General features: G+C 51.0%; 23 protein-coding genes. 13 read left to right on the top strand and 10 right to left on the bottom strand.

Annotated elements, in window-relative coordinates:
• Positions 1–8 precede the first annotated feature (8 nt).
• Positions 9–1,652, top strand: a complete 1,644-nt coding sequence (gene groL, locus QUD54_RS03550; protein WP_286337587.1) for a chaperonin GroEL — start codon at positions 9–11, stop codon at positions 1,650–1,652.
• Positions 1,653–1,837: 185 nt separating this feature from the next.
• On the opposite strand, the gene QUD54_RS03545 is transcribed toward groL, so the two are convergent.
• Positions 1,838–2,251, bottom strand: a complete 414-nt coding sequence (locus QUD54_RS03545; protein WP_286337586.1) for a Fur family transcriptional regulator — start codon at positions 2,249–2,251, stop codon at positions 1,838–1,840.
• Positions 2,252–2,430: 179 nt separating this feature from the next.
• On the opposite strand from QUD54_RS03545, the gene QUD54_RS03540 reads away from it, so the two are divergent.
• The 4 genes from QUD54_RS03540 to QUD54_RS03525 all read left to right on the top strand — a co-directional run bounded on the left by QUD54_RS03540 (position 2,431) and on the right by QUD54_RS03525 (position 5,587).
• Complete coding sequence (locus tag QUD54_RS03540; protein WP_286337585.1) at positions 2,431–2,946, top strand: ferritin-like domain-containing protein; 516 nt, start codon at positions 2,431–2,433, stop codon at positions 2,944–2,946.
• Entirely contained in the window at positions 2,943–3,590 is a 648-nt protein-coding gene (locus QUD54_RS03535; RefSeq protein ID WP_286337584.1) for a ferritin family protein, read from the top strand. Before QUD54_RS03540 ends, QUD54_RS03535 begins: the two co-directional genes overlap by 4 nt.
• Positions 3,591–3,612: 22 nt before the next feature.
• On the top strand, positions 3,613–4,485 hold the full coding sequence (locus QUD54_RS03530; RefSeq protein WP_286337583.1) for a sulfurtransferase: 873 nt from the start codon (positions 3,613–3,615) through the stop codon (positions 4,483–4,485).
• Between the two features lie 70 nt (positions 4,486–4,555).
• Positions 4,556–5,587: a cytochrome-c peroxidase gene (locus QUD54_RS03525; RefSeq protein ID WP_286337582.1), complete on the top strand. Its 1,032-nt coding sequence runs from the start codon at positions 4,556–4,558 to the stop codon at positions 5,585–5,587.
• 228 nt (positions 5,588–5,815) lie between these two features.
• On the opposite strand, the gene QUD54_RS03520 is transcribed toward QUD54_RS03525, so the two are convergent.
• From QUD54_RS03520 to QUD54_RS03485, 8 genes are all read right to left on the bottom strand, one after another.
• Positions 5,816–7,045, bottom strand: coding sequence for an NnrS family protein (locus QUD54_RS03520; protein WP_286337581.1), 1,230 nt, complete (start codon positions 7,043–7,045; stop codon positions 5,816–5,818).
• Positions 7,045–7,782, bottom strand: coding sequence for an ABC transporter ATP-binding protein (locus QUD54_RS03515; protein WP_286337580.1), 738 nt, complete (start codon positions 7,780–7,782; stop codon positions 7,045–7,047). The genes QUD54_RS03520 and QUD54_RS03515 overlap by 1 nt, the downstream gene beginning before the upstream one ends.
• Positions 7,770–8,552, bottom strand: coding sequence for an ABC transporter permease (locus QUD54_RS03510; protein ID WP_286337579.1), 783 nt, complete (start codon positions 8,550–8,552; stop codon positions 7,770–7,772). The genes QUD54_RS03515 and QUD54_RS03510 overlap by 13 nt, the downstream gene beginning before the upstream one ends.
• Positions 8,552–9,526, bottom strand: coding sequence for an ABC transporter substrate-binding protein (locus QUD54_RS03505; protein WP_286337578.1), 975 nt, complete (start codon positions 9,524–9,526; stop codon positions 8,552–8,554). Before QUD54_RS03505 ends, QUD54_RS03510 begins: the two co-directional genes overlap by 1 nt.
• A gap of 27 nt (positions 9,527–9,553) precedes the next feature.
• The gene (locus QUD54_RS03500; protein ID WP_286337577.1) at positions 9,554–10,498 is read right to left on the bottom strand and encodes a transporter; all 945 of its coding nucleotides are present in this window, start codon (positions 10,496–10,498) and stop codon (positions 9,554–9,556) included.
• 527 nt (positions 10,499–11,025) lie between these two features.
• Entirely contained in the window at positions 11,026–11,736 is a 711-nt protein-coding gene (locus QUD54_RS03495; protein ID WP_286337576.1) for a sulfite exporter TauE/SafE family protein, read from the bottom strand.
• The gene (locus QUD54_RS03490; RefSeq protein WP_286337575.1) at positions 11,723–12,229 is read right to left on the bottom strand and encodes a hypothetical protein; all 507 of its coding nucleotides are present in this window, start codon (positions 12,227–12,229) and stop codon (positions 11,723–11,725) included. The genes QUD54_RS03495 and QUD54_RS03490 overlap by 14 nt, the downstream gene beginning before the upstream one ends.
• A 69-nt stretch (positions 12,230–12,298) precedes the next feature.
• Positions 12,299–12,799: a hypothetical protein gene (locus tag QUD54_RS03485; protein WP_286337574.1), complete on the bottom strand. Its 501-nt coding sequence runs from the start codon at positions 12,797–12,799 to the stop codon at positions 12,299–12,301.
• A gap of 113 nt (positions 12,800–12,912) precedes the next feature.
• On the opposite strand from QUD54_RS03485, the gene QUD54_RS03480 reads away from it, so the two are divergent.
• The 4 genes from QUD54_RS03480 to QUD54_RS03465 are packed head-to-tail and all read left to right on the top strand — an operon-like array spanning position 12,913 to position 19,073.
• Positions 12,913–13,536, top strand: a complete 624-nt coding sequence (locus QUD54_RS03480) for a TetR/AcrR family transcriptional regulator (protein ID WP_286337573.1) — start codon at positions 12,913–12,915, stop codon at positions 13,534–13,536.
• Positions 13,533–14,804 carry a TolC family protein gene (locus QUD54_RS03475; RefSeq protein WP_286337572.1) on the top strand — a complete coding sequence of 424 codons (1,272 nt, stop codon included), beginning with the start codon at positions 13,533–13,535 and terminating at the stop codon, positions 14,802–14,804. Before QUD54_RS03480 ends, QUD54_RS03475 begins: the two co-directional genes overlap by 4 nt.
• A 28-nt stretch (positions 14,805–14,832) precedes the next feature.
• Positions 14,833–15,927 carry an RND family efflux transporter gene (locus tag QUD54_RS03470; protein WP_286337571.1) on the top strand — a complete coding sequence of 365 codons (1,095 nt, stop codon included), beginning with the start codon at positions 14,833–14,835 and terminating at the stop codon, positions 15,925–15,927.
• Between the two features lie 14 nt (positions 15,928–15,941).
• On the top strand, positions 15,942–19,073 hold the full coding sequence (locus QUD54_RS03465) for an efflux RND transporter permease subunit (RefSeq protein WP_286337570.1): 3,132 nt from the start codon (positions 15,942–15,944) through the stop codon (positions 19,071–19,073).
• On the opposite strand, the gene modD is transcribed toward QUD54_RS03465, so the two are convergent.
• Positions 19,070–19,903: a ModD protein gene (gene modD / locus QUD54_RS03460; protein WP_286337999.1), complete on the bottom strand. Its 834-nt coding sequence runs from the start codon at positions 19,901–19,903 to the stop codon at positions 19,070–19,072. The two genes, QUD54_RS03465 and modD, sit on opposite strands and share 4 nt — an antisense overlap.
• 194 nt (positions 19,904–20,097) lie before the next feature.
• Here modD and QUD54_RS03455 point away from each other — a divergent pair, with 194 nt between their 5' ends.
• From QUD54_RS03455 to QUD54_RS03440, 4 genes are read left to right on the top strand one after another with little or no spacing between them, the layout of a single operon-like run.
• Complete coding sequence (locus QUD54_RS03455) at positions 20,098–20,412, top strand: ArsR/SmtB family transcription factor (protein ID WP_286337998.1); 315 nt, start codon at positions 20,098–20,100, stop codon at positions 20,410–20,412.
• Complete coding sequence (locus QUD54_RS03450; RefSeq protein WP_286337569.1) at positions 20,409–20,822, top strand: arsenate reductase ArsC; 414 nt, start codon at positions 20,409–20,411, stop codon at positions 20,820–20,822. The genes QUD54_RS03455 and QUD54_RS03450 overlap by 4 nt, the downstream gene beginning before the upstream one ends.
• The gene (locus tag QUD54_RS03445) at positions 20,819–21,076 is read left to right on the top strand and encodes a hypothetical protein (RefSeq protein WP_286337568.1); all 258 of its coding nucleotides are present in this window, start codon (positions 20,819–20,821) and stop codon (positions 21,074–21,076) included. Before QUD54_RS03450 ends, QUD54_RS03445 begins: the two co-directional genes overlap by 4 nt.
• Position 21,077: 1 nt before the next feature.
• Positions 21,078–22,331, top strand: coding sequence for an arsenic transporter (locus QUD54_RS03440; protein WP_286337567.1), 1,254 nt, complete (start codon positions 21,078–21,080; stop codon positions 22,329–22,331).
• The last annotated feature ends 39 nt before the right edge of the window (positions 22,332–22,370 follow it).

Raw genomic sequence — 22,370 nt, 5'->3', positions numbered from 1 at the left:
GGTGAAAGATGGCAGCTAAAGAGATTCATTTTTCAGATGCGGCACGCAACGAACTGTTCGAAGGCGTGAAAAAACTGGCCGATGCGGTCAAAGTGACGATGGGGCCGCGCGGACGCAACGTACTCATTCAAAAGAGTTTCGGTGCACCGAGCATTACCAAAGACGGCGTGAGCGTCGCACGTGAGATCGAGCTCAAAAACACTATCGAAAACATGGGCGCGCAGCTTGTCAAAGAGGTTGCGAGCAAAACAGCCGACGAAGCGGGTGACGGTACGACCACTGCAACCGTTCTTGCATACAGCATCTTCAAAGAGGGCCTGCGCAACATCACGGCCGGTGCCAACCCAATCGAAGTGAAACGCGGTATGGACAAAGCCTCCAACGCGATTATCGAAGAGCTGAAGAAGATCGCCAAAGAGGTCAAAGACAAAAAAGAGATCGCACAGGTTGCGACGATCTCCGCAAACTCCGACGAGACGATCGGTAACCTGATCGCCGAAGCGATGGAAAAAGTCGGCAAAGACGGCGTCATCACCGTCGAAGAGGCCAAGGGTATCATCGACGAACTCGAAGTGGTCGAGGGTATGCAGTTCGACCGCGGATATTTGAGCCCATACTTCATCACCGATGCCGAGAAGATGGAGTCCGTTCTCGAAAATCCGTACATTCTTCTGACCGACAAGAAGATCACGAACCTCAAAGATATCCTTCCGGTGCTCGAAGGCATCCAGCAAAGCGGCCGCCCACTGCTCATCATCGCGGAAGATGTCGAGGGTGAAGCGCTTGCGACACTGGTCGTCAACAAACTGCGCGGTATCCTCAACATCGCGGCGGTCAAAGCACCGGGATTCGGTGATCGACGTAAAGCGATGCTGCAAGACATTGCGGCACTGACCGGCGGTACCGTTATCAGTGAAGAGGTCGGACGTACACTCGAGAGTGCAACCGTTGCGGATCTCGGACAGGCGGGCCGCGTGGTTATCGATAAAGACAATACGACGATCGTCGATGGTAAGGGTGACAAAACGGCAGTCGAAGCGCGCATCAAAGAGATCAAAATTCAGATCGAGAATACGACAAGCGATTACGATCGCGAGAAACTGCAGGAGCGTCTCGCGAAGCTTAGCGGAGGTGTCGCGGTCATCAAAGTCGGTGCTGCGACGGAAACAGAGATGAAAGAGAAGAAAGACCGCGTCGACGACGCACTCTCCGCGACCAAAGCGGCTGTGGAAGAGGGTATCGTTATCGGTGGCGGTGCGGCACTGATCCGCGCTGCAAGCAAGGTCGAGCTCAATCTCGAGGGCGACGAAGCGATCGGTGCGGCCATCATCTTGCGCGCTGTCAACGCTCCGCTCAAGCAGATTGCGGAGAATGCCGGCTTCGATGCAGGCGTTGTCGCGAACAACGTACAGTGTGCCGAAGACGAAAATGTCGGTTTCAACGCGGCAACCGGTGAGTATGTGAACATGCTCGAAGCGGGTATTATCGACCCGGTCAAAGTCGAGCGTGTCGCACTCCAGAACGCGACAAGCGTTGCGAGCCTTCTGCTGACAACCGAAGCGACCGTCAGCGAAGTCAAAGAGGAGAAAGCTGCCGCCGCTCCGGCAATGCCGGATATGGGTGGTATGGGAGGTATGGGCGGCATGATGTAATCGACGCCCATTTCCACCATGAAAAGGCAAGCGGGATGCTCCCGCTTGCCTTTTTTTATTTACTACACAAACCCCTTCTTCTTCGGCCCTGTCGAATCAATGAACCGAACCGACCATAATGCAATTCGGCACATAGGGTTTTGGATAAATGGTGAAGATGCGAATGGAATGCCTAATGGAGTGTACTATCGGGATTTGGCCTGACACTCAGGACAGATTCCGCGCAGAGTTATGAAGCTCTCTTCGATTTTATAGCCGCTTAAATTTTCAGCCTCTTCTATGATTTTTTCAACGCCGATGACGATGTCTTCGACTTTATGGCATCTATCGCATACCATATGCAGATGCGGATCCTTGATGAGCTCGTAGACCGATTTGGCTTGTGGCAGTTTGACCTCCTGGATAAGGCCGTTTTCGATCATCTGATTGATATTCTTGTAAATTGTCGCAAGCGATACGCTTGGAAACTCTTTAAGCATCTCCTGATAAAGATCTTCGATATTGATATGCCCATGTTTTTCGAGCATCGATATGATCTTCAACCGCTGTGGCGTCACTTTCAGTTCATGCTCTTTGAGCAGTTCCGCGGTCCCTTTCATAAAATCTCCCTCTATAAATTTCGGCATTTTACCGAAGTTTTTGTTTTTATAAGTTTATACATCAACTATTCGAATAATACAATAAAGAGATATCCTTTTTAAGGAAAATTATTTTCTTTTAAGGAAAATTATACAATAATTATCAAAGGAAAAATATTTTCCATAGAAAAGGAGAAATTATGGCGACTCGAGGAAATTCGATCATCAAGGGTTTGGAGATCGGTGAAGTGATCAATCTACTCAACCGGGCGTATGCGGACGAGTGGCTGGCCTATTATCAGTACTACATAGAGAGCAAGGTCGTCAAAGGGATCATGAAAGATGCGGCGATTGCCGAACTGGATCAGCATGCGGCGGACGAGCTTCGCCATGCCGGTATGGTAGCGGATCGGATCATCCAGTTGGGTGGCACACCGATTCTACATCCGAAAGAGTGGTTCGAAAAGACGAACTGCGGTTACGACGCACCGACGGAGTTCAATGTGTTGAATATTCTCGAAGACGCGATCAAGGGAGAGCAGTGTGCCATCGGCGTCTACAGTCAGCTCGCGGAGATGACGCAGGGAAAAGATATCGTGACCTACGACATCGTCAGCCAGATTCTTGCCGATGAAGTGGAACATGAAGAGGATCTCGTGGCATTGCACGAGGATATTACGGAGTTTATCGACCAGATCAAAGGTTCAATTTCATGAGACAGTACGAAACATACAGGTGTGAGAAGTGTGGCAACGAAGTCGAAGTCCAGAGAGTGGGTGGCGGTACGCTGGTCTGCTGCGGTGAAGAGATGGTATGCACGACCGAGAATCTGACAGCGGTCAATCTGATGAAAGCCTTCGCCGGTGAATCGATGGCGCGAAACAAGTATGAGTTTTTCGCCGAGATGGCGTATGAAGAGGGGTGGCACCGTATCGCCGAGCACTTCAAGGAAGCGGCGTTGAACGAAAAGTATCATGCCAAGGCGGAATTCAAAGCCTACAACCAGCTGCTCTACGGTATCGAGATCTACGAAACACTCAAAAACCTCGATATCGCGATGGAGGGTGAGCATTACGAACATACACAGATGTATCCGAATTTTGCGAAAATAGCCGAAGAGGAGGGATACAACTCGATCGCGAGGCTTCTCAAAGCGATCGGCAAAGTCGAAGTGGAGCATGAACGCGAATATTCGGAACTCAAAAAGTGCCTCGAAGAGGAGGGATTTTTCGAAAGTGGCGATGAGGAGTATTGGGTCTGCGAAGTGTGCGGCCATGTCCATCGCGGCAAGAGAGCACCCAAAGCCTGTCCACTCTGCAAAGCACCGCAGGAGTATTTCAAGCGTGAACATTTGTGCTGATGTCGAAACAAAAGGAAAATAGATGATAAAAATTTTAATGCTCGTTGCGGTTTCGCTTTCGCTTTTCGCGATGGAGCCACTGGTGAATGCCGAGTGGCTGAAAGCCCATTTGAATGACAAAGATCTCGTTATCGTCGATCTCTCTTCGAAAAAACTTTATGTAAAGGGGCATATTCCGGGTGCCGTGCAGAGCGGCATCGGAAAATGGCGGAAAGTGAATGGAAAATTCGCCCTCGTCCGCTCCATGGAGGAGATCGAGACACTGATGCGCCGTCTGGGCATCGGCAAGGAGAGCAGAGTGGTCGTCTACTCGCACCACAGCAACAGTAAGGATATGCTCAAGCCCTCTTATGTGATATGGGCGATGGAGCTCTACGGGTTTAAAAATACGGCGATGCTCGACGGTGGCCTGAAGGCATGGCGAAAAGCGGGTGGAAAGCTCTCCAAAGCGATACCGGCCGTCGAGCCAGGAGATTTCGAAGCTTCGTTCCATCCGAAAATGGCGGTGGACCTGAAGGGGGTCGAAGCACGTATCGGAAAAGTTCGGATGCTCGATGCCCGCCCGGCCGTTTTCTACTTCGGTGCCAGAAAGCAGCCCGCATTGAAACGTGCCGGCCATGTCAGCGGTGCAAGCAGCTATTTCTGGAAATACAGCTTCAACGACGATGGGACGATGAAGCCGGCCGCCACGATCGAAGCGATGCTGGTTGACGGGATGGGTCTCGACCCGGAAAAAGAGATCGTCACCTACTGCACGGGTGGCCTTGAGACATCGATGAACTATTTCGTGCTCCATCGACTGCTCGGATTCACCAAAGCGAAACTTTACGACGCTTCGATGAAGGAGTGGGCGAACCGTGACGATACACCGATGACGAAATATCGGTGGGAGTAAAGAAGTTTATTTAAGGAAAAAATTTATCTTTTAATGGTATTATTCTAAAAAAATTTGAAGGAGCAGGAATATGAAAAAATTGACTATTACATTGAGTGTCGTTGCAGCATTCGGTCTCAGTGCCGTCGCGTCCGACGCTTTGATCGAGAAAGCGAAACAGGCGGGACTCAAGCCGATCCCGGAAAACAAGACAGAGCTTTATAAACTCATCGACAATCCGAAAAATCCGGTGACGGACGAAAAAATCGAATTGGGCAAAAAACTCTATTTCGATCCACGGCTGAGCAAAAGCGGCCTCATCAGTTGTAACACATGCCATAACCTTGCGACCGGCGGCGTCGATGGTGTCGATGTGGCGACAGGCCACAAATGGAGAGGAAATCCGCACCACCTGAACTCTCCAACCGTCTACAATGCGGTCTTTATGGAAAAACAGTTCTGGGATGGACGAAGCCCGGATCTCGAAGATCAGGCACAGGGGCCGATCCAGGCGACGCCTGAAATGGCGGCGACGAAAGAGCATGTCGAAAAGGTCGTGAACTCCATGCCCGCGTATGTCAAAGCGTTCAAACAAGCCTATAACGATCCGAAGTTCAAACCGAGCTTCAAAGATGTCGCGGACGTTATCGCCGTTTTCGAGCGCACACTCGTCACCCCTTCACGCTTCGACGAGTTTCTGAACGGATGTGACAAAGCGCTCACCAAGAAAGAGAAAGAGGGGCTGAAGATCTTTATCGACAAAGGGTGTGCGAGCTGTCATAACGGCGTCGGGCTCGGTGGAAGCATGCAGCCGTTCCCTGCCGTCGGCAAGTACAAGTATGCCAATGTCGGCGACTTCAAAGGTGACAAAAACGGAATGGTCAAGACGCCGACACTGCGCAACATTCTCGAAACACGCCCCTACTTCCACAACGGTGCGGTCTGGGATATCGAAGAGGCGATCAAAATCATGGGTGAAACCCAGCTTGGCGTGAAGATCAGCGACAAAGAGGCCGACAAGATCAAAGCGTTCTTCGGTGCGCTGACCGGCAAGAAACCGTATGTCCGTTATCCCGAACTTCCTGCAAGTACCGACAAAACACCAAAACCTGACCTGAACTAACTCGAAGCTCCGCTTTGGCGGAGCTCTGTTTTTCCATTTTACTTTTTTGACCTTCTTTGCTCACATGATACATAGGCTTCATATGGGTATAAGTAGTCGACGCTGAAAAGCCTACTTTTCATCATGGTACCGACAATACATAAAAGTGTCAGAATTAGATTGCCAAATTTTTCTTTTGGTATTTCGTATCACGTTTGAGTGGTTTGCCTGGAATGTCAGTATGCTGTGTTATCCCGGCAATCCATCCACTCGCGGTGAAAGCAGCCATTCGGAATAGCGGATTATGTAGATCAGGAATGGTGCACTCCAAATCAGAGCCGAAAGTAGGTAAAGGGTCGATGCCTGCTCTGGATAGAAGGCGACGGCGATGCGAAGGATCGTCGCCAGTACGATCAGAGCGACACTCAGACAGATCCAGCCGTTACGCTCTTTGGCGATGTCTCTTCCCGTATGGACGATGGTGATGACGATCATCACCAGATAGAACGAGAGTGTCCAGGCGCCGGTGGTGAGCACATGCAGTAGATCGCCGTCGAAATAGTGCAGACCGCTGAGATAGTTGTACCCGATGAGTCCGTATCCTATGGCGATCAGTATGGGCAGCAGTTCGAGCGAGACGATTAGCTTTTCAAAAAGGATATTGGTTTCATCGTAGTTGATGAAATCGTTGAGTATCGCCAGACTGGCGGCAGCCGTACCCAGAGCGATCCAGCCCAGTGCTCTGTTTTCTGGAAAGAAAAACTGAAGTGTCGTAAAGAGTGTGATCATGAAGATAGTCAGATTGTATGCCGGCGGGCGGGCGAAAAATGCCTCTTCATTCCCCTCCAGCTCCAGTATCTCACTCACCGCTTCGATATTGACACGGCGAATCGCCAGTATAATCAATACCAGAAAAACACCAAGTGATACTTTCAAAACTTCCAGAGGTGCTGTCTTTGCGATACCTGCGACGCTGAGGAAAAACCATATCTGCGCTGCCTGTACCGCTACGAAAGCATAGGCGATACTGACATGCCGTTTGGCAGGATCTTTAAAAATCGGTTTGATCACCAGCAGGGTAAGCCATGCAAACAGCAGAATATTGACGATGGCAGTCGGATAGACACCGATAGTGCCCATCATCCAGAATGTCACGCGCCCTATCATCCAGAGTCCGAAAATAGCGGCAAGTGTTTTGCCGACAATAGGTACCGTCCCCGGATAGAGTTCAGGAGCACCGGTAAAGATAAACGCCGCCATTCCCAGAAAACCGACACCAAAAAGCATCTCGTAGATATGCCAGCTCAAGCCGTCAGAGATAAAACCGAGTGTAATGGTACCGTTATAATAAAGCGCCCACAAAAGGATCGAAAGGATCATATAGGGTGCCATCAGTAAAAATGCGGGGCGAAATCCGTAAGCCAAAAAGATTGGAATATTCCCCTCAGGATAGGATTCGTAATGTTTGGTAGCTGCCATTATTTTAACTCCAGTTCAAATGTCTCGATGATGTAGGGATCGCTCAGAAGTTTTGCTGTCTCATGATAGACATAGGCGTCGTCCCTCTGGCTCTGCGGGCGATCAAACGTAAATGTTTTGACGATTCTGCCCGGATCGGGTTCAAGCAGCAATATCTTGTCGCTCAGACGGATCGCTTCCATGATGTCATGCGTGATGAAAAAGATGGTGATCTCCTTCTTTCCGATCAGTTCGATGACATGGTTCTGGAGTTCCCGTTTGAGTCCGATATCGAGTGCCGAAAAAGGCTCGTCCAGAAAGAGCAGATCCGGTTTCGTCACGAGTGCTCTGGCAAAAGAGACCCGCTGACTCATTCCGCCGCTGAGTTCCTTGGGAAATTTGTCGAAATCATCCTCTTCCAGATCGAAGCGCAGTGCGATCTCTCTTGCACGCTGGAGCTGTTCGCTTTTGGGAACTCCCAAGGCTTTGAGTCCGAAAGCGATATTGTCTATGACATTTTTCCACGGCAGCAGACGGGGATCCTGAAAAGCGATGGACTGTGTTTCAAAGCTGTTCTCGATCAAACCCTCCTGCCGATCCAGAAGTCCGGCACACAGGCGCAGCAGTGTCGTTTTCCCACCGCCGCTGGGTCCCACGACGGAGAGCACTTCACCTTCCTGCAATTCAAAACCGATATCTTCCAGAATCGTTTTATATCCAAACGAAAAGGTCAGATGTTCTACTTTTAGTCTCGCCATTTTTCGACCTCCTGTTTGATCGGCTCCAGAAAGATATACTCTACCAGCATCAAAAGCCCGATCATGATCACAACCAGAGCCAGCGCAGTCTGGGTATCGAGCTGACTTCTGGAGAGGGCAAGTGCCGCACCGATACCGTCACTCGTCGCCAGCAGTTCTGCCATGACGACGATTTTCCACGCCATTCCCAGTGCACTCACCCAGGCGGGAAAAATATAAGAGAATATATGGGGCAGATAGATATCGGTAAACTTCATCATGAAGGGAACTTTGAAAGTATCCGCCATCTCTTCAAATTTGTCTTCGAGTGTGCGCGTACCCTGAAGTGCGCCGATAAAGACAATCGGCATCGAAGCGACAAAAACGGTAAACTCCACCGTCGCATCGCCCATACCGAACCAGATCATCGCCAGAACGATCCACGCAATCGGCGGCATACCCATCAAAATGGTGATGATGGGACGGCTGGTCATCGACGCGGTGACAAAAAAGCCCGCCAGAAGTCCCAGTACCGTTCCCACCAGCATAGAGATGCCAAACCCGACCACCACACGGTCGACGGTGATGAAGAGATTTTCGAGAAACTCTTCATCTTGGAAAAGATCTGCTACCGTTTTGAAACTATCCATCGGAGAAGGAAGAATCATATCTCCGTAAAACTGGTTGCCCACATCCCATACCGCGATAAAGAGGAAGATGGAGGCAATCGCTCCCCATCCGCTCCATAAAAAGGCGGGAAAATCCCTGAGAATCTTTCTGACCGCATCCATCAGTAGTAAAATCCTTCATCCGGCAATGCACCGCCGATGATTTTCGGACTGTCATTTTTCATCTGGGTAAAGAAAAATTCGATATCTTTACGCGCCTCTTTTGCCGGCACAACATCCAGCTGGACATGCGCGATGGAGTCCGCTACCGCTTCAGGGGTAAACATCTTGATCTGTTTGACAACCATTTCACCTGCTTCTTTGGGGTGTGCTTTGTACCATGCCATCGCCTCTTTGTATGCTTTTTCAAAGGCTTCAATGACCGCTTTGTTCTGACGTATATCGCCGACAACCGCCATACCTGCCTGTGCGATTTTGGATTCCGTACCAAAAGCTGCTCCCCACTCTTTTTGCAGATCGATACCGCGGTAGAGTTCAGGTGCGACGATGCTGACAGGGAAAGATTTGGTCTTTCGGAGCACCATTGATGTAGCGGGTTCCGGCAACAGGGCATTGTCCTGTCGTCTCATGATAAGCTGCTGTGCGGCATCCATCGGATTGGAGACATAGATGAGTTTGATCTCTTTTTTACTGATCCCCTTTTCCTTCATGATAGAGCGCAGTACGATGTCAGGCATATCTCCTCTCCAGGGCACGACGAGTGATTTGCCTCTGAGCTTTTCGAGCGTATCGATGCTTCTGTCCCTGACCAGAATCTGCAAAATTCCCCAGACAGAGACATTGAGCAGCTGAATGGGCTGTTTTTTGTTGTACAAAATGGCACCTACATTGGTAGGTATCGCGACAAAATCGACCTCTTTGTTGATAATCATCGCCCGCAGCTGGTCGGGATTGTTCCAGAGTCGAAACTCCACTTTTTTTGCGACATCTTTGAGTGCACCCGTTTCGATCATGTGAAAGATCGGATGTGAGACATTCGCCGCAGGACCGGCAATAACGATTTTTTCCAGTTTCTGGGCAGCGAAAGTCGCTGTAGCGATCAGCAGTGCCCCCAACATAACAATTTTTTTCAACATATTTTTCCCCTCGTTTTTCATTTTAAATTAAAAAAGGTACCCCACACGGGCCACCACTCTGCTCTTTTCCAACGGTTGATACTCTTTGAGATTGTAATGCGCAAGGAACGATACACCGACTCCGACGTGGATTTTCGGTTTGCCAAAAGGCAGATACTCGATCTGCGGCGTGATATATCCCGCATTTCCGCTGAAAGCTTTGAACGGAAGCTTTGAACGCAGCATAGGGTTGGTATCGTTCCCCATATCTGTTTTGGAGTTGTATTTAAAGTTGTACTCTATTCCGATATTGAACTTGTCGCTCAGCGCTTTTGTCGTTCCAAGATCCACTGTCCACTCGTCACCGAAGTCATAATCGTGCTCGGCTTTGGGACGGTAGGTGTACATCGTATGGGCATCGACTCTCCAGGTCGAATCGATCATCTGCGAATATCCGATCCCCGCCTTGTACTCTGCAGCACCTGTTCCCATCTGGGTAGGCATCGGTGTGTGCACACCCTGTGCGAAAGAAGGTGCTTTTTTGAAATCGCTGTCAGTCGATCCGGTAGGCAGTTTCACGCCCGCTTCGACAGCGACCTGATATCCGTATGCAGCCATATCCCGCAAGACATATTTCCCCATCACGACGATATCCCCGACACCGCTGTTGTCGATGGCAACATCGTTTGGTCCCAGTTTGGCCGTCGCTTCGATCTGCTTGTAGGGGATCATGACCCTGATATCAGTATTTTTCGCAACACCGTAGCGCAGCACAAGCAGCGTGACACTGGCTTTGGCATCGAGATTTTCCCGATTCGTCACTTCATCGGTGCCGTCAAACATACTCTCTCTTTTGAAATAGATACGCTTGAGACCTATCACCACTTTCCCTTCCGGTACGACCATCGCTCCCGCTTTGGAATTGATACCAGGTATCACCTGTGCATGCATCGCCATACAACAGCAAAATGAGGTCAAGAATATTTTTCGCAAAACTGTTCCTTGAATAATAATCATTTTCAATAAGGAAGTGTAGCGGAGAATTTCTTAAGTAATTATAAAAATGATAATAAATATCAAGTTCATAACAGGAGTGGGAAAAACCCGCTTTTTACACAAATTTATCAGCTGGCCCTGCGCCAATCCAAATCTAATACGTGCAATCGCGTATGAACAAAAGCAGAAAATGAAAGAGAGACATTCTTTGTCAATCAGATCGTCAGCTATTTTTCAAATCAACCGGCACTCTTAAATGAACATGCCCTTCTCTCTAAAAGCGGAGATTTCTTAGTGAACGGTCGAACCTTTGAAGTTGGTGGCGAAATAAAAAACGACCAAAAAGATAAAAGATGTTGAGAACCCATTTAGGCCATCGATAATCTTGAAATGGATTCAAAAAGGAAGATTCTATATTGATATTTGGCTTTTGTATTGATATCGTAAGCCCATCATTTTTTATCGTTTCGAAAATGAATGATCACCCGATTCTTAACGCACCTCAGGGGAATAAAAAGAGAACCTCAATCACAACAGTGCAATAAACTTCTCTCTGGATGCAAAATAAACTTCGTCGCATCGTAAACCATAAAGAGGCCATAGATGATGACGGCGATCGAGGCGATCGTGATCATCGTTTTTCGCAGTTTTCCTTTTTGCATCAGGCCGGTGAAAAAGCCGAGGCTAAAAAGTGCCGGGATGGTGCTGAGGCCAAAGACCAGCATGACGATAGCACCCCAGAAGGGGCTCATCGTGCTGGCGGCGGTGACGGCGAAGAAGTAGACGAAACCGCACGGCAGCAGGCCGTTGATCATGCCGAGAAGGTAGAAGCTGAAGAGGGTTCGGTTGCCCATCAGGGCGCGGAAACTCTTTTGGTACCATCCGCTTTTCATGATGGAGTGTTCGATGATGGTCAGAAATTTCAGTTTGCCCATGATGGAGAGGCCGGTGAGGATCATCACGAAACCCGCGAAGAGAAAGAGTGCAGCGACGGTGTAGCCGCTGAAGGTTGCGACGCTTCCTAGATAACCGAAAAGCGCGCCCATGACGGTGTAGGTAGTGATGCGTCCGAGCGAATAGAGCAGATGGGCCGTCGCCTGATGTGTCCGGTTCCATTTCGGATCGACCTTTGCGCCCGTATAGGCGAGGACGATACCGCCGCACATGCCGACACAATGGCCGAACGATCCGAGGAAGGCGATCGTGGCGATCGAGAGAAAATTAATCGCTTCCATGCTGCTTCGTCAGTTTTTGTGCATAATCACGGTTGGTCAGGTTCTCTCCCCTCACCATCCGCTCTACCATCGTGTCGAAGTCGATCATTCCCTCCCCTTTTTTTTCATAAGCTCCAAAGCCGTACCCCATCGGCGTGCTCTCGAAAACCGAATACCACGCCACTCTTCCATCCAGCCACCGTTTTGAATCGATCGTAAAGACCCAGATGACGGCTTTGGCTTTGAATCTCTGGTCGGCGATCCATGCACCGAGGCATCCGACATCGTCGAAAAACCACGTTTTGCCATCGGGAGCGACGACTTCACCGGCATATTTTTTACCCTCGATCGGCATTTTGCAGGCACTGCACTGGTAGGCTTTGGGAGTGAAGTCGATCGGCTCGTGCCCGGTATTGCCTGTCAAAACGATTTTGGGGTGCGGCTTGTCGGCCAATGAGAGAAAGAGGGCGACGACAAGAAGGATGAATCCGATAACGATAAGTGCCTTTTTCATACCTGTAATGGTATCGAAGGAGTGTTAAGCAGGGGTTAATCCCCCTCCGAAGAGGATGGGGGGAGTTTTTTACTGACGTTTTTTACGTTTTTGTTTGAGAAAGTTGTCGATGAAAGCGATCTGTTCCGGTGTCAGAATACGCTGTGTTTCATAGATACAGTTCAGATGTACTTTGGTCGCCGCCGCTTTCAATTTGGCCAATCTGTCGATATCGGCATAGAGTGTTTTTGGTTCCGTACCGTTTCTTGCCGCTTGGACGATCTTTTTTCCAAGCTGCTGAATCTGCGGCTTGAGCTCCATGATGCCCTGAATCGTTCTGTTTCGAACGATTTCGAACTTTGTTTTCTGCTCGGGAGTCAGGGCAAGTTTTGGGTTGTCCCACAGTTTCATCAGGATCATCGTGTAGTGGGGAAGGCCGCGTTGGATCAGGAAGATCGCTTTGTTGCTTTTGGACTTTTTTTTGCCCTGCATCTGTTTTTGCTGCTGCATCTGTGGTTTGTTTGGCTGCGCCTGGACTGTTGTGAAGATGAGAGAAACAGCTGCCAGAAACGGAAGGGATTTTTTAATCATGTCTTTCTCCTTGGGATGATTGTCGTGAGTATCTTAGCATAGATCAATAAACGTATTGTGAATGGTTTAAGGATAGTTGGTTATACTTACTTAACGATAAGTAAGGAGAAGTTGTGCGGGAGAGCAAAAAAGAGAAGATCCTCGATGTCGCGGCGAAACACTTTTCCCTGTACGGTTTCGGCGCGGCTTCGCTGGAGGAGATTGCGGCGGAGGTCGGTGTGACCAAACCGGCCATATACTACCATTTCAAAGACAAAGCGGCGCTCTACGAGGCGGTGCTTTTGCAGCGGCTGGGCAGGCTGGCGGATGCATTGGAGTCCGCTGTGTCGGAAGAGATGACGAGTGAAAGCCAGCTGGCGCGTTACATCGAAACGTTCGGTGCATTTTTGAAACGAAACAGCTGCTTCGCCGCGATTTTGGCACACGCGTTTGCCGACAACGGAAGCCATATGCCCGATTCCGTAGCAGCCGAACTCGCGCGTACCCTGGGGATCGTGACGGCGATACTCAACGAAGGGATTGAGGGGGGAGTTTTCGAGATGGAGAACCCGATGGTGGTTCAGATGATGATCGTTTCGACACTCATTATGCACCAGACCACCGAAAACCTTCGAAAGCGGGTGACGTCGCACGTGCGAGGCGATTTTAGAGTGATCCCGGAGCCCGATCTCGAAGATCTCTCCAGAATTCTTGCCCAGAAGATTCTCAAAGCGATCAAAAAAGAGGAGAAGTCATGAAACGTCTGGTTCTATGCGTCGCGGTGGCAATGAGTCTGCAGGCGGCGACGATCGGGGAGTTGTTCGACGCGCTTAAGAGACAGCCGCAGACCAGGCTCGATGCGATGCAGGCCGAGTATGCCGAACTGACGGCACAGCGAGTGAAGGAGAAGCTTTATCCGAGTGCTACGCTTTTTGCAAGTTACGAACACTACAATTCGGCGACGAATCTGCGCCCGGTACCACCGACGGAGATTAACCGGCTGACCGCCGATCGTGAGCCGATTCCGTTTGCACAGACGATCGAGCGTATCGGGGGGAAGGTAAACGTTCCGATCTTTGTCAAGGAGCTTTTCAGTCTGCATGACAAAGCGATGGCGATGGCGGGGAGTGCGAAAGCCAGAAAGCGGCTGGGCAGGCTGCAAAACGAGGCGATAATTCTTGGAAGCGATGCGAAGTGGCGCTATCTCACTGCACTCAAAAAGGCGTTGGATGCGCGTAAAAAATCGATACGGAAAATATATGAAGATACAAAGATAAAAGTCGAAAGCGGAAGGGCGGCCGGTATCGCTCTGGAGAAGATGGAGGAGTCGATCAACCGGATCGATACGGCGATGAACAGTGCCGAAATCGAGGAGGCGGAGATCGAAAGTGTGATCGAGTCGCTGACGGGACTCGCTTTGGATGGCCCGGTGCCATTGAAAAAAACCGGTTCCGTAAGGCGAGGAGAACTCTTTGTCCTCAAGCCTCTGCAGTATGAAGTCGAAGCCGGCAGACATGATGTGCAGGCGGCCTATGACGTACTCTATCCGAAAGTGACGGCCAGTGCCATGTGGAGCGAGAACTATGCACAGCACGATGTCTTTACCGGTGAGGACGTCCACCGTGGATACGGAAACTATATGGTCGGCATCTCTATGCCACTGTTTGAAAAGAGCGATTACACCGCCATTCAGCAGGCAAAGATCGATCTTCGCAAAGCGCGGTTTCGTCTGTCGAAAACGGCGCAGGAGTTCGAAGCCAGGGCCAAAGCGCTGCATCGGTCGCTGCGTCTTTATGAACGCTCCGCAGAACTGGCGAAAAAGAGTATAGGAAACCGGGAGAAGCTGCTGGCCTATGCCAAAGTGGCGTATGAGACGGGACGGATGAGCGAAGAGGAGTACCTGCGTTATGAAGAGGCGCTGCTCGATGCACAGAGCAGGCTTTATGAAGCGGAAGCGAACCATTGGCAGGCACTGGCACAGTTGGCGGTGATTTATGGCCAGGATCTCTCCGAGATCGTTCGGTAATCAGGTTACAAGGATGGGAGTGTAGAAAATGAAAAAAAATGTAAAGATAGTTGCCGGAATCGTTGTGGTTGCGATGATCGTTATGTTGGCGGTACGTGCGGTGAAGCACAAAAAGGCGGAAGAGGCGATGATACCGCCGGCAAAAGAGTATGCCGTAGTGGTTTCGAGCGTTACGCCGAAGATGGAGGAGGTGACACTCACGCTGCCTTTTATCGCCGTGGTGCAAAACGAGAACGATACGGTGGTCGCTTCCAAACTCTCTGCACGTGTCGTCATGATCGACAAGGCCGGTGCCCATGTGAAAAAAGGGGAGGTGGTCGCCAAACTCGATACGACAGATCTGTTTGCGAAACTTCAGGGCATCAAAGCCCAGATGATTGCGGCAAAAGAGGAGATGGCGGCACGGAAAACGTCGCTTGCAAACCTGGAAACCGTGCATGAACGTACCCGCAAGCTGTTGGAAGTCCAGGGGGCGTCGCAGGAAGAGTTCGATGCCGAAGTCAGCAAGATCGCTGCGGCAAAAGCGGCGATTGCAGGGGTGAAGGCGAAGATGGAGCTACTGGTCTCCAGTGCCAAAGAGGTGGCCAACCTGATCGATTATGCCGTTATCGAAGCACCTGTCAGCGGTACGGTCGGCAAAGCCTTCGTCAATCCCGGCGATCTGGCGATGCCGGGCAAACCCCTTCTCGAAATTTCCGCAAAGGCAGGAGACTATCTGATGGTGCGCCTTCCCGACAATCTGCCGGCCGAACAGATGATCTACAACGGCAAAACCTACAGGCTTTACCCTTTGAACCATACCTACAACGGCTTGAAAGAGTACCGGAGTCTGCCGCTCAACAGCGGCCTTCAAACGGGAGAGAAGAGAGATGTCGACATCGTAGTCTACAAGGGGCGGGGGGTGATGCTTCCGGTCGATGCGTTGCTGAACAAAAACGGAAAGCATCTGGTCCTCACGGTCGAGCATGGCCATGCCGTAGCGCATGATACGAAAATCGTAGCGGAGGGCGAACAGGGGATTGTCGTAGCAGAGGAGGGTATCGTGGGCAAACCTGTTGTTGTCGCCAAACCCGATCTCCTGTTGAAACTGCTTACGGGTATCGCCGTTGTCGTGAAGAAGTAGGGGAAGGTTAAACAATGTTCGATTTTTTTTATAAAAGGCCCTATCTGCTCTACAGCATCATCGCCGCGTTTTTCTTTATGGGGATCGTGGGGCTTGTGACGCTGCCTAAAAATCTTTTTCCGGATGCCAACCGTCCCCAGGTCATCGTCATTACCCAGGTTCCGGGTGCCACGGCACAGGTGGCTGCCAATACGGTCTCGAAACCGATCGAGGAGGAGATTTCGCGTTTGGGGTTGGTGCGTGATGTCAGCTCCGTCAATGTCGCCAATTTCTCTATCGTCAAGGCGGAGTTCGAGTATGAAAAGGGGCTTGAATCGGCGGCCGTCGATGTGGCGAACGCCCTTTCCGTCGCCCGCGGAAAACTTCCCTCGAGCGCCAATCCGACAATCTACACGGCAGGTGATTTCACATTACCTGTGGATGTCGTCTCTCTTACGCCAAAAAACGACCAGATCTCTTTGGCGGAAATACGGAAGGTTGCCGACAGCTTTATCAAACCTTATCTTCTGGGCAACCCGGCCATCGGCAACGTTGAAGTATTCGGTGGTTTCGAGAGCAGCATCCGTATCGATGTCGACCCCTTCAAAGCCAAGAAGTACGGTGTGAGTTTCGACCGGCTCGCGAAAGTGCTCGGCGAACTCAACAGAGATATGCCGCTGGGTTTCATGAAAGGGGAAAATGGTTTTTATACGTTGACATACTATGGCGAAAAGGATGAGGTGAGCAGACTGAAACAGCTCCATATTCTTCCCAATGTCATGCTGGGGAAGATTGCCGATGTGCGCTGGAGCTACAGAAAACGGATGTGCGGTTACATGGGCAACGGCAAGCAGGCCATCGCGTTGAGTATCCAGCGCTCTCCCGGTGGGTCGGTGCTCGCCGTTTCCGATACGGCACGGGCCGAAATGAAGAAGCTGCAGCAGCGTTATCCGAATATCGATTTTCAGATCGCGGACACCCAGAGGGATCTGATCGAAACAGCCAATACGAATATGCTCGAAGCGCTTCGGGATGCCATCATCTTTACATTGCTTGTCATCATGATCTTTTTGGGAAACTTCCGGGCGATCATCGCGGCGGGCCTTTCGATCCCGATGGTCTTTTTTGCGACAATGGCCGTCATATGGCTTATGGGAGGAGAACTGAATATCGTCGTGTACACGGGCATCATTCTGGCACTCGGTATGTTGGTCGACGATGCGGTCGTCGTTCTCGAGAACATAGAACGGCATTTGAACGAGAAGCATGAAGATCTGCAGACGGCGATCAGGAAGGGAACCAAAGAGGTACTTATGCCGGTTTTTGCAGGAACCGTCGCGACCATCGCCATCATCTTCCCCCTAATGTTCGTCGGTGATTTTCCGCAACACATTTTCCGGCCGCTCATCGAGACGCTGATCATCGCACTGCTGGTGAGTTACTTCCTTTCTATCACCTTCATTCCGAAACTTTCGGCCTGGCTCTATAGAAACGGGACACGGAAGACAAAGATCGAGAAATGGTTCGAATGGTTCTATCAGAATACGATCGGACGGCTTGTCGCCCCCTATATCGGTATACTGAAATTCTCCAATGGCGGGTCGGGGGTGTTGCGGCGTATCGTGCTGACCGTTGCCGTGCTGGCGATACTGGTGTTGAGTGTCAAAAATATTTTGCCGCTTATCGGCAAGGATGTGATGCCGCCGATGGACACCGGGATTATCAAGGTTCAGGTCGCTTTCAGCACCAACGATACGGTCGACACGGGCGAAAAGCGTCTCGAACCCTTCTTGTCGTGGCTGCACGACCAGAACTGGGTGCGCATGAGCTCGGTCGCTTTCGGTACCGAGCCAGGCGTGCTCAGCCTGGGCAGCGGAAACCTGCCGGCGGAAGCGACGATCACGATCAACACGGTCAACCGATTCGCGCGTAAAGCGTCGATCTGGGAGTTGGAAGAGATCATCCGCGACAAACTTTCACACCTGGAAGGTGTGACCCGTAACGATGTTTTCGATTTCGGTGCCACGGCATTGTCGACCATCAAAGCCCCGCTCGATGTGCGCATCAAAAGTGCGGATTGGGAGGGGCTGCCCGACAAGGCGAAAGAGGTGCTCGCCGCGATGAAGGAGATCAGAGGTTTGACGTCGCTCTCACAGAGCTGGGACAACAATTTTGCCGAAATAGCCGTCGAAATCGATACGAACAGAGCGCTCGGTTACGGATTGACCCCCTGGCAGATCGCGATGCAGATGCCGCTGAAGGGGGAGATCGTCTCGCTGGCCGCCGGCTTCGCCTCGATGAACACCCAGATGGTACGCCTCTATCTGAAAGGCAAATTCGCCACCGATATCCAGACGATCCGTCTGCTTCCGATCACGACGAAATTCGGCGAAATTCCACTTGAACAGATCGCACGTGTTCACTACCGTCTCACGCCGGCGAAAATCGAGCGGGACAAGATGCTCTACAGTATCGATGTAGGGGCATACCGGGCCAAACGTCCGGTGACCCATCTTACGGAAGATGCGGATAAAGTCCTGCAAGATCTCGATACGAGAGGTTTCGTCGTGACGCAGGAGGGGGATATCGTCCAGCTGAACGACAGTTTTGAACGTATGGTCAAGGCGATCGCACTTGGGGTCGTCATACTGCTGATGACGCTTGTTGCGATCTACCAGTCGGTGCGACTGGCACTTGTCATGATCGTCGTACTGCCGCTCTCGATGATCGGCGGCGCATGGGGGATGCTGCTTTTCGACAAGCCGAGCTGTATGCCGAGTATGGTAGGCATACTTTTGCTTTTCGGTATCATCATAAAAAATGCGGTTCTACTGATCGATTTTTACAAAACATACGAAGCGGAGGGGGAGACACCGTTCAAAGCCGCCGCTCAGAGCGTCCGTGTCCGTTTCCGTCCGGTGATGATGACGGCGTTCGGAACGATCGCCGGGATGATCCCGATCGCACTCGAACAGGCGGTGGGGCTGGAGCGTCTCAGTCCGCTTGCCGATGTCGCCATTGGTGGTTTGCTGATTGGAACGTTGCTTACACTGGTCTATGTGCCGATGTTCGCCTACGCGACCGATCCGAACAATAAAAAGATCGATTCGGTTAAAACGCAATTCAATGATTCGACCGGGGAGGGTATCGAAAAGAGGATTTGCTAGATTTTTTCGATTCTCACTCCTATATCGGCGGGTGCAGCATAGTAGTAGGGAGCTGTCGTAATGAGCCCGTCCACGCCCGTTTTGGCGTATGCTTCGACATTTTCGAGTCGTATGCCACCCGTTGCAAGCAGGCGGATGTCGGGGTATCTTTTTTTCAGCGTTTTTACCGTCTCTGCAAGTAGGGCGGGAGGGAATTTTTCGAGTTGAAAGAGTCGAATGCCACGTTCGGCGAATTGTATGGCATCGTCGAGCGCATCGGTTTCCACCGCCATCGTTTTTTCGAGCATCGCCGCTTTCTGCAGCGCTTCGATACGGTCCAAAAGTTTATCGTCTTCCAGAAAAGCCCTGTGGTTTCGAAAGAGTAGAAAGGTTTCCGAAAGGCCGAGGCGATGAGGATGGCCGCCGCCGTTGAGAACCGATTTCATCGCGATTTTCTTGAATCCGGGCTGCGATTTGCGTGTCACAAAGATCGGAATCGGCCACGCCAGAGCATGCATGTTTCGTGTATAGGTCGCGATGCCTCCGGCGTACTCGAGGAGATTCTGGCACACTTTCCACGCTTTGTGAAGGCTTTCTGCACTCCCTTCGGCACGGAGAATTACGCTGTTGGGATCGGCTTCCGAGCCGGATGGGATCGTATCGATCACTGAAGCACCGAGCTTCTCCAAAATCCTTGCCGCCTCTTCGCTGCAGGAGACGATACTCTTCTCTCTGGCAATGAAGTCGATCCGACCCTCCTCTTTCGAGATGCCGAGTGCATCGGTTGTCAGATCGAAATAGGGCAGATCTTCCTCGATAAAAAATTCTATCTCACTCTCTTTGAAAAACATCGTTTTCACTCTTCAAACACCCCTGGATATAGTAGGCTTTTTCATTGTCCATTGCAGGAGGAAATATCTTATCAGGCCGTAGTATATCGGAAGATCGAAAGAAAAAAGTTTAAAAAGTTACATATCAAGATATCTTGATATGTAACTCTATTTCCGCTATGATCTGTCTCTGACTTGGAGGGAGAATGGAAGCGATAGAAGATTTTTTAAAGAGCGTCGGTGCACTCTATGACGAGACGCGCGTGAAACTCCTGAAGTTCATCGACATGCATGGGCCGTTGTGTGTCTGTGATCTCGAGGCGTCGTTCGGGATGATCCAGTCGCGACTGTCACGCCATTTGAAGATTCTCAAAGATGCCGGTTTCCTGAAAGCGGATCGGTGCGGGCGATGGACATACTATGCGATCCGATCGCCGATCGACAGGTTCAGGCAGGAGACACTCGAAGAGATTCGAACGTTGCCGATCGACCTTCCCGAATTGAAAAAAATTTCCGGAGCGTGTTCATGATGAAAAAGGTGTTGATTTTGTGTACCGGCAACAGCTGCCGTTCGATCATCGGCGAAGCGCTGGTGAACCGATACCTCGGATTCAAAGGGGTTCAAGCCTGCAGTGCCGGGAGCGATCCCAGTGGACGGGTCAACCCGAACGCAAAAAAGGTGCTCGAAGAAGAGGGCGCGTGGGACGATCGTTACCGGTCCAAAACGATCGACGAGGCGATGAAAGCGGGGCCTTTCGACCTGGTCGTGACGGTATGCGACAACGCCAAAGAGAGTTGCCCGGTGTTTCCCGGGGGCGTCAAAACGATTCATGTCGGTTTCGAAGACCCCGACGGCAAACCCTACGATGCGTTTGTCGAAACGAAGAATCTGATCAAACAGCAACTATTGCCAATCATTGAAAAGGAATTAAACGGATGAACAAGATTGTGAACAGGACACAAAAGGGTGTCAAAATCGCCTTTACGGGCGAAGTGAAAAAGGAAAATATCGTCAAAATGGTCGAAAACTGTGCGACGGGACAGTGCGAATGTATGAGCGATGCGACGAAGAAGAAGATCCGGAACATGGAAGTCAGGGGTGAAGACGGTGCCGTCGAGCTGGAGCTCACCGGCGATATCGCCAAAGAGGAGATCGAAGCGGCACTGGCACGCTCCAAAGTATTGAACCCGTAACATGCTGCCGGCTGTTTCGATTTTTATCGTCACACTTGTACTTGTCATTTGGCAGCCCCGTGGCCTGCAGATCGGAACGAGTGCGGTAGCCGGTGCCGTCGTCGCACTTTTACTCGGTGTCGTTACGGTCGGCGATGTCGTCACGGTCACTTCCATCGTATGGGATGCGACGCTGGCATTCATCGGAATCATTCTGCTTTCGATGGTACTCGACGAGATCGGCTTTTTCGAATGGGCGGCGGTGAAGATGGCCAGACTCAGCCGCGGCAGTGGGCATCTGATGTTCGTCAACATCCTGCTACTGGGAGCATTGGTGGCTGCTTTTTTCGCGAACGACGGCGCGGCACTGATTCTCACGCCGATTCTGCTGGCGAAAATGCGGTATCTGCAGATGGACCCCAAAGCGATCTTCGCCTTTCTGCTGGCGGGTGGTTTCATTGGTGACAGTGCTTCCAATCCGCTCGTGATCTCCAACCTCACCAACATCGTCACAGCCGACTATTTCGGTATCGGTTTCTGGGAATATCTCAAAGCGATGTTTCTGCCCAACCTCTTGTCGATCGCAGCGTCGATCGTCGTGCTTTGGCTCTTTTTCAGGAAGTCGATTCCCACGCGTGTCGATATCGACACGCTTCCGGAAGCCTCGAGCGTCATCAAAAACCAGGTGATGTTCAAGGTGAGCTGGTGGTTTCTGGGGCTGCTTTTGCTAGGCTACTTCATCGGCGATCTCTATCATGTGCCGGTTTCGTTCTTCGCACTCGGCGGTGCACTCCTTTTCCTCTGGATCGCTGCGCGATTCAAAGCGACCAAACCGATCATGACGATCAAAACGGCGCCCTGGCAGGTCGTCTGGTTCAGCATCGGCCTCTATGTCGTCGTTTTCGGGCTTAAAAACGCGGGCCTGACCGATCGGATCGCCGAATGGCTGCTACTATTCAAAACGTACGGGCATGAAACCTATATAATCGGGACGGGCTTTTTGTCGGCGCTTTTGAGTTCCGTCATGAACAACATGCCGACGATCATGGTAATGGATATCGCGATCGAGAAGACGGGTGACACCTTTTTGGCCTACGCCAACATCCTTGGCTGCAACCTCGGACCCAAGATGACGCCGATCGGGTCGCTCGCGACGCTGCTTTGGCTGCATGTGCTGGCCAAAAAAGGTGTGAAGATAGGATGGGGCGACTATATGAAGGTCGGGCTTGTCGTGACGCCACCGGTACTCCTCGTAGCACTTTTGGGACTGATATGAGGCGATCCTTTCTCTCCTCTATCGGTGCCGATCGCTTCC

The organism is Hydrogenimonas cancrithermarum (assembly GCF_030296055.1).
In the GTDB taxonomy this organism is placed as follows: domain Bacteria; phylum Campylobacterota; class Campylobacteria; order Campylobacterales; family Hydrogenimonadaceae; genus Hydrogenimonas; species Hydrogenimonas cancrithermarum.
This window is presented reverse-complemented; position numbering and strand designations above follow the sequence as displayed.

Excerpts from the sequence above, each read along its gene's own strand:
- groL (WP_286337587.1), top strand. The coding sequence starts at position 9 with ATGGCAGCTAAAGAGATTCATTTTTCAGATGCGGCACGCAACGAACTG.
- QUD54_RS03545 (WP_286337586.1), bottom strand. The coding sequence starts at position 2,251 with ATGAAAGGGACCGCGGAACTGCTCAAAGAGCATGAACTGAAAGTGACG.
- QUD54_RS03540 (WP_286337585.1), top strand. The coding sequence starts at position 2,431 with ATGGCGACTCGAGGAAATTCGATCATCAAGGGTTTGGAGATCGGTGAA.
- QUD54_RS03535 (WP_286337584.1), top strand. The coding sequence starts at position 2,943 with ATGAGACAGTACGAAACATACAGGTGTGAGAAGTGTGGCAACGAAGTC.
- QUD54_RS03530 (WP_286337583.1), top strand. The coding sequence starts at position 3,613 with ATGATAAAAATTTTAATGCTCGTTGCGGTTTCGCTTTCGCTTTTCGCG.
- QUD54_RS03525 (WP_286337582.1), top strand. The coding sequence starts at position 4,556 with ATGAAAAAATTGACTATTACATTGAGTGTCGTTGCAGCATTCGGTCTC.
- QUD54_RS03520 (WP_286337581.1), bottom strand. The coding sequence starts at position 7,045 with ATGGCAGCTACCAAACATTACGAATCCTATCCTGAGGGGAATATTCCA.
- QUD54_RS03515 (WP_286337580.1), bottom strand. The coding sequence starts at position 7,782 with ATGGCGAGACTAAAAGTAGAACATCTGACCTTTTCGTTTGGATATAAA.
- QUD54_RS03510 (WP_286337579.1), bottom strand. The coding sequence starts at position 8,552 with ATGGATGCGGTCAGAAAGATTCTCAGGGATTTTCCCGCCTTTTTATGG.
- QUD54_RS03505 (WP_286337578.1), bottom strand. The coding sequence starts at position 9,526 with ATGTTGAAAAAAATTGTTATGTTGGGGGCACTGCTGATCGCTACAGCG.
- QUD54_RS03495 (WP_286337576.1), bottom strand. The coding sequence starts at position 11,736 with ATGGAAGCGATTAATTTTCTCTCGATCGCCACGATCGCCTTCCTCGGA.
- QUD54_RS03490 (WP_286337575.1), bottom strand. The coding sequence starts at position 12,229 with ATGAAAAAGGCACTTATCGTTATCGGATTCATCCTTCTTGTCGTCGCC.
- QUD54_RS03485 (WP_286337574.1), bottom strand. The coding sequence starts at position 12,799 with ATGATTAAAAAATCCCTTCCGTTTCTGGCAGCTGTTTCTCTCATCTTC.
- QUD54_RS03475 (WP_286337572.1), top strand. The coding sequence starts at position 13,533 with ATGAAACGTCTGGTTCTATGCGTCGCGGTGGCAATGAGTCTGCAGGCG.
- QUD54_RS03470 (WP_286337571.1), top strand. The coding sequence starts at position 14,833 with ATGAAAAAAAATGTAAAGATAGTTGCCGGAATCGTTGTGGTTGCGATG.
- QUD54_RS03465 (WP_286337570.1), top strand. The coding sequence starts at position 15,942 with ATGTTCGATTTTTTTTATAAAAGGCCCTATCTGCTCTACAGCATCATC.
- modD (WP_286337999.1), bottom strand. The coding sequence starts at position 19,903 with ATGTTTTTCAAAGAGAGTGAGATAGAATTTTTTATCGAGGAAGATCTG.
- QUD54_RS03450 (WP_286337569.1), top strand. The coding sequence starts at position 20,409 with ATGATGAAAAAGGTGTTGATTTTGTGTACCGGCAACAGCTGCCGTTCG.
- QUD54_RS03445 (WP_286337568.1), top strand. The coding sequence starts at position 20,819 with ATGAACAAGATTGTGAACAGGACACAAAAGGGTGTCAAAATCGCCTTT.
- QUD54_RS03440 (WP_286337567.1), top strand. The coding sequence starts at position 21,078 with ATGCTGCCGGCTGTTTCGATTTTTATCGTCACACTTGTACTTGTCATT.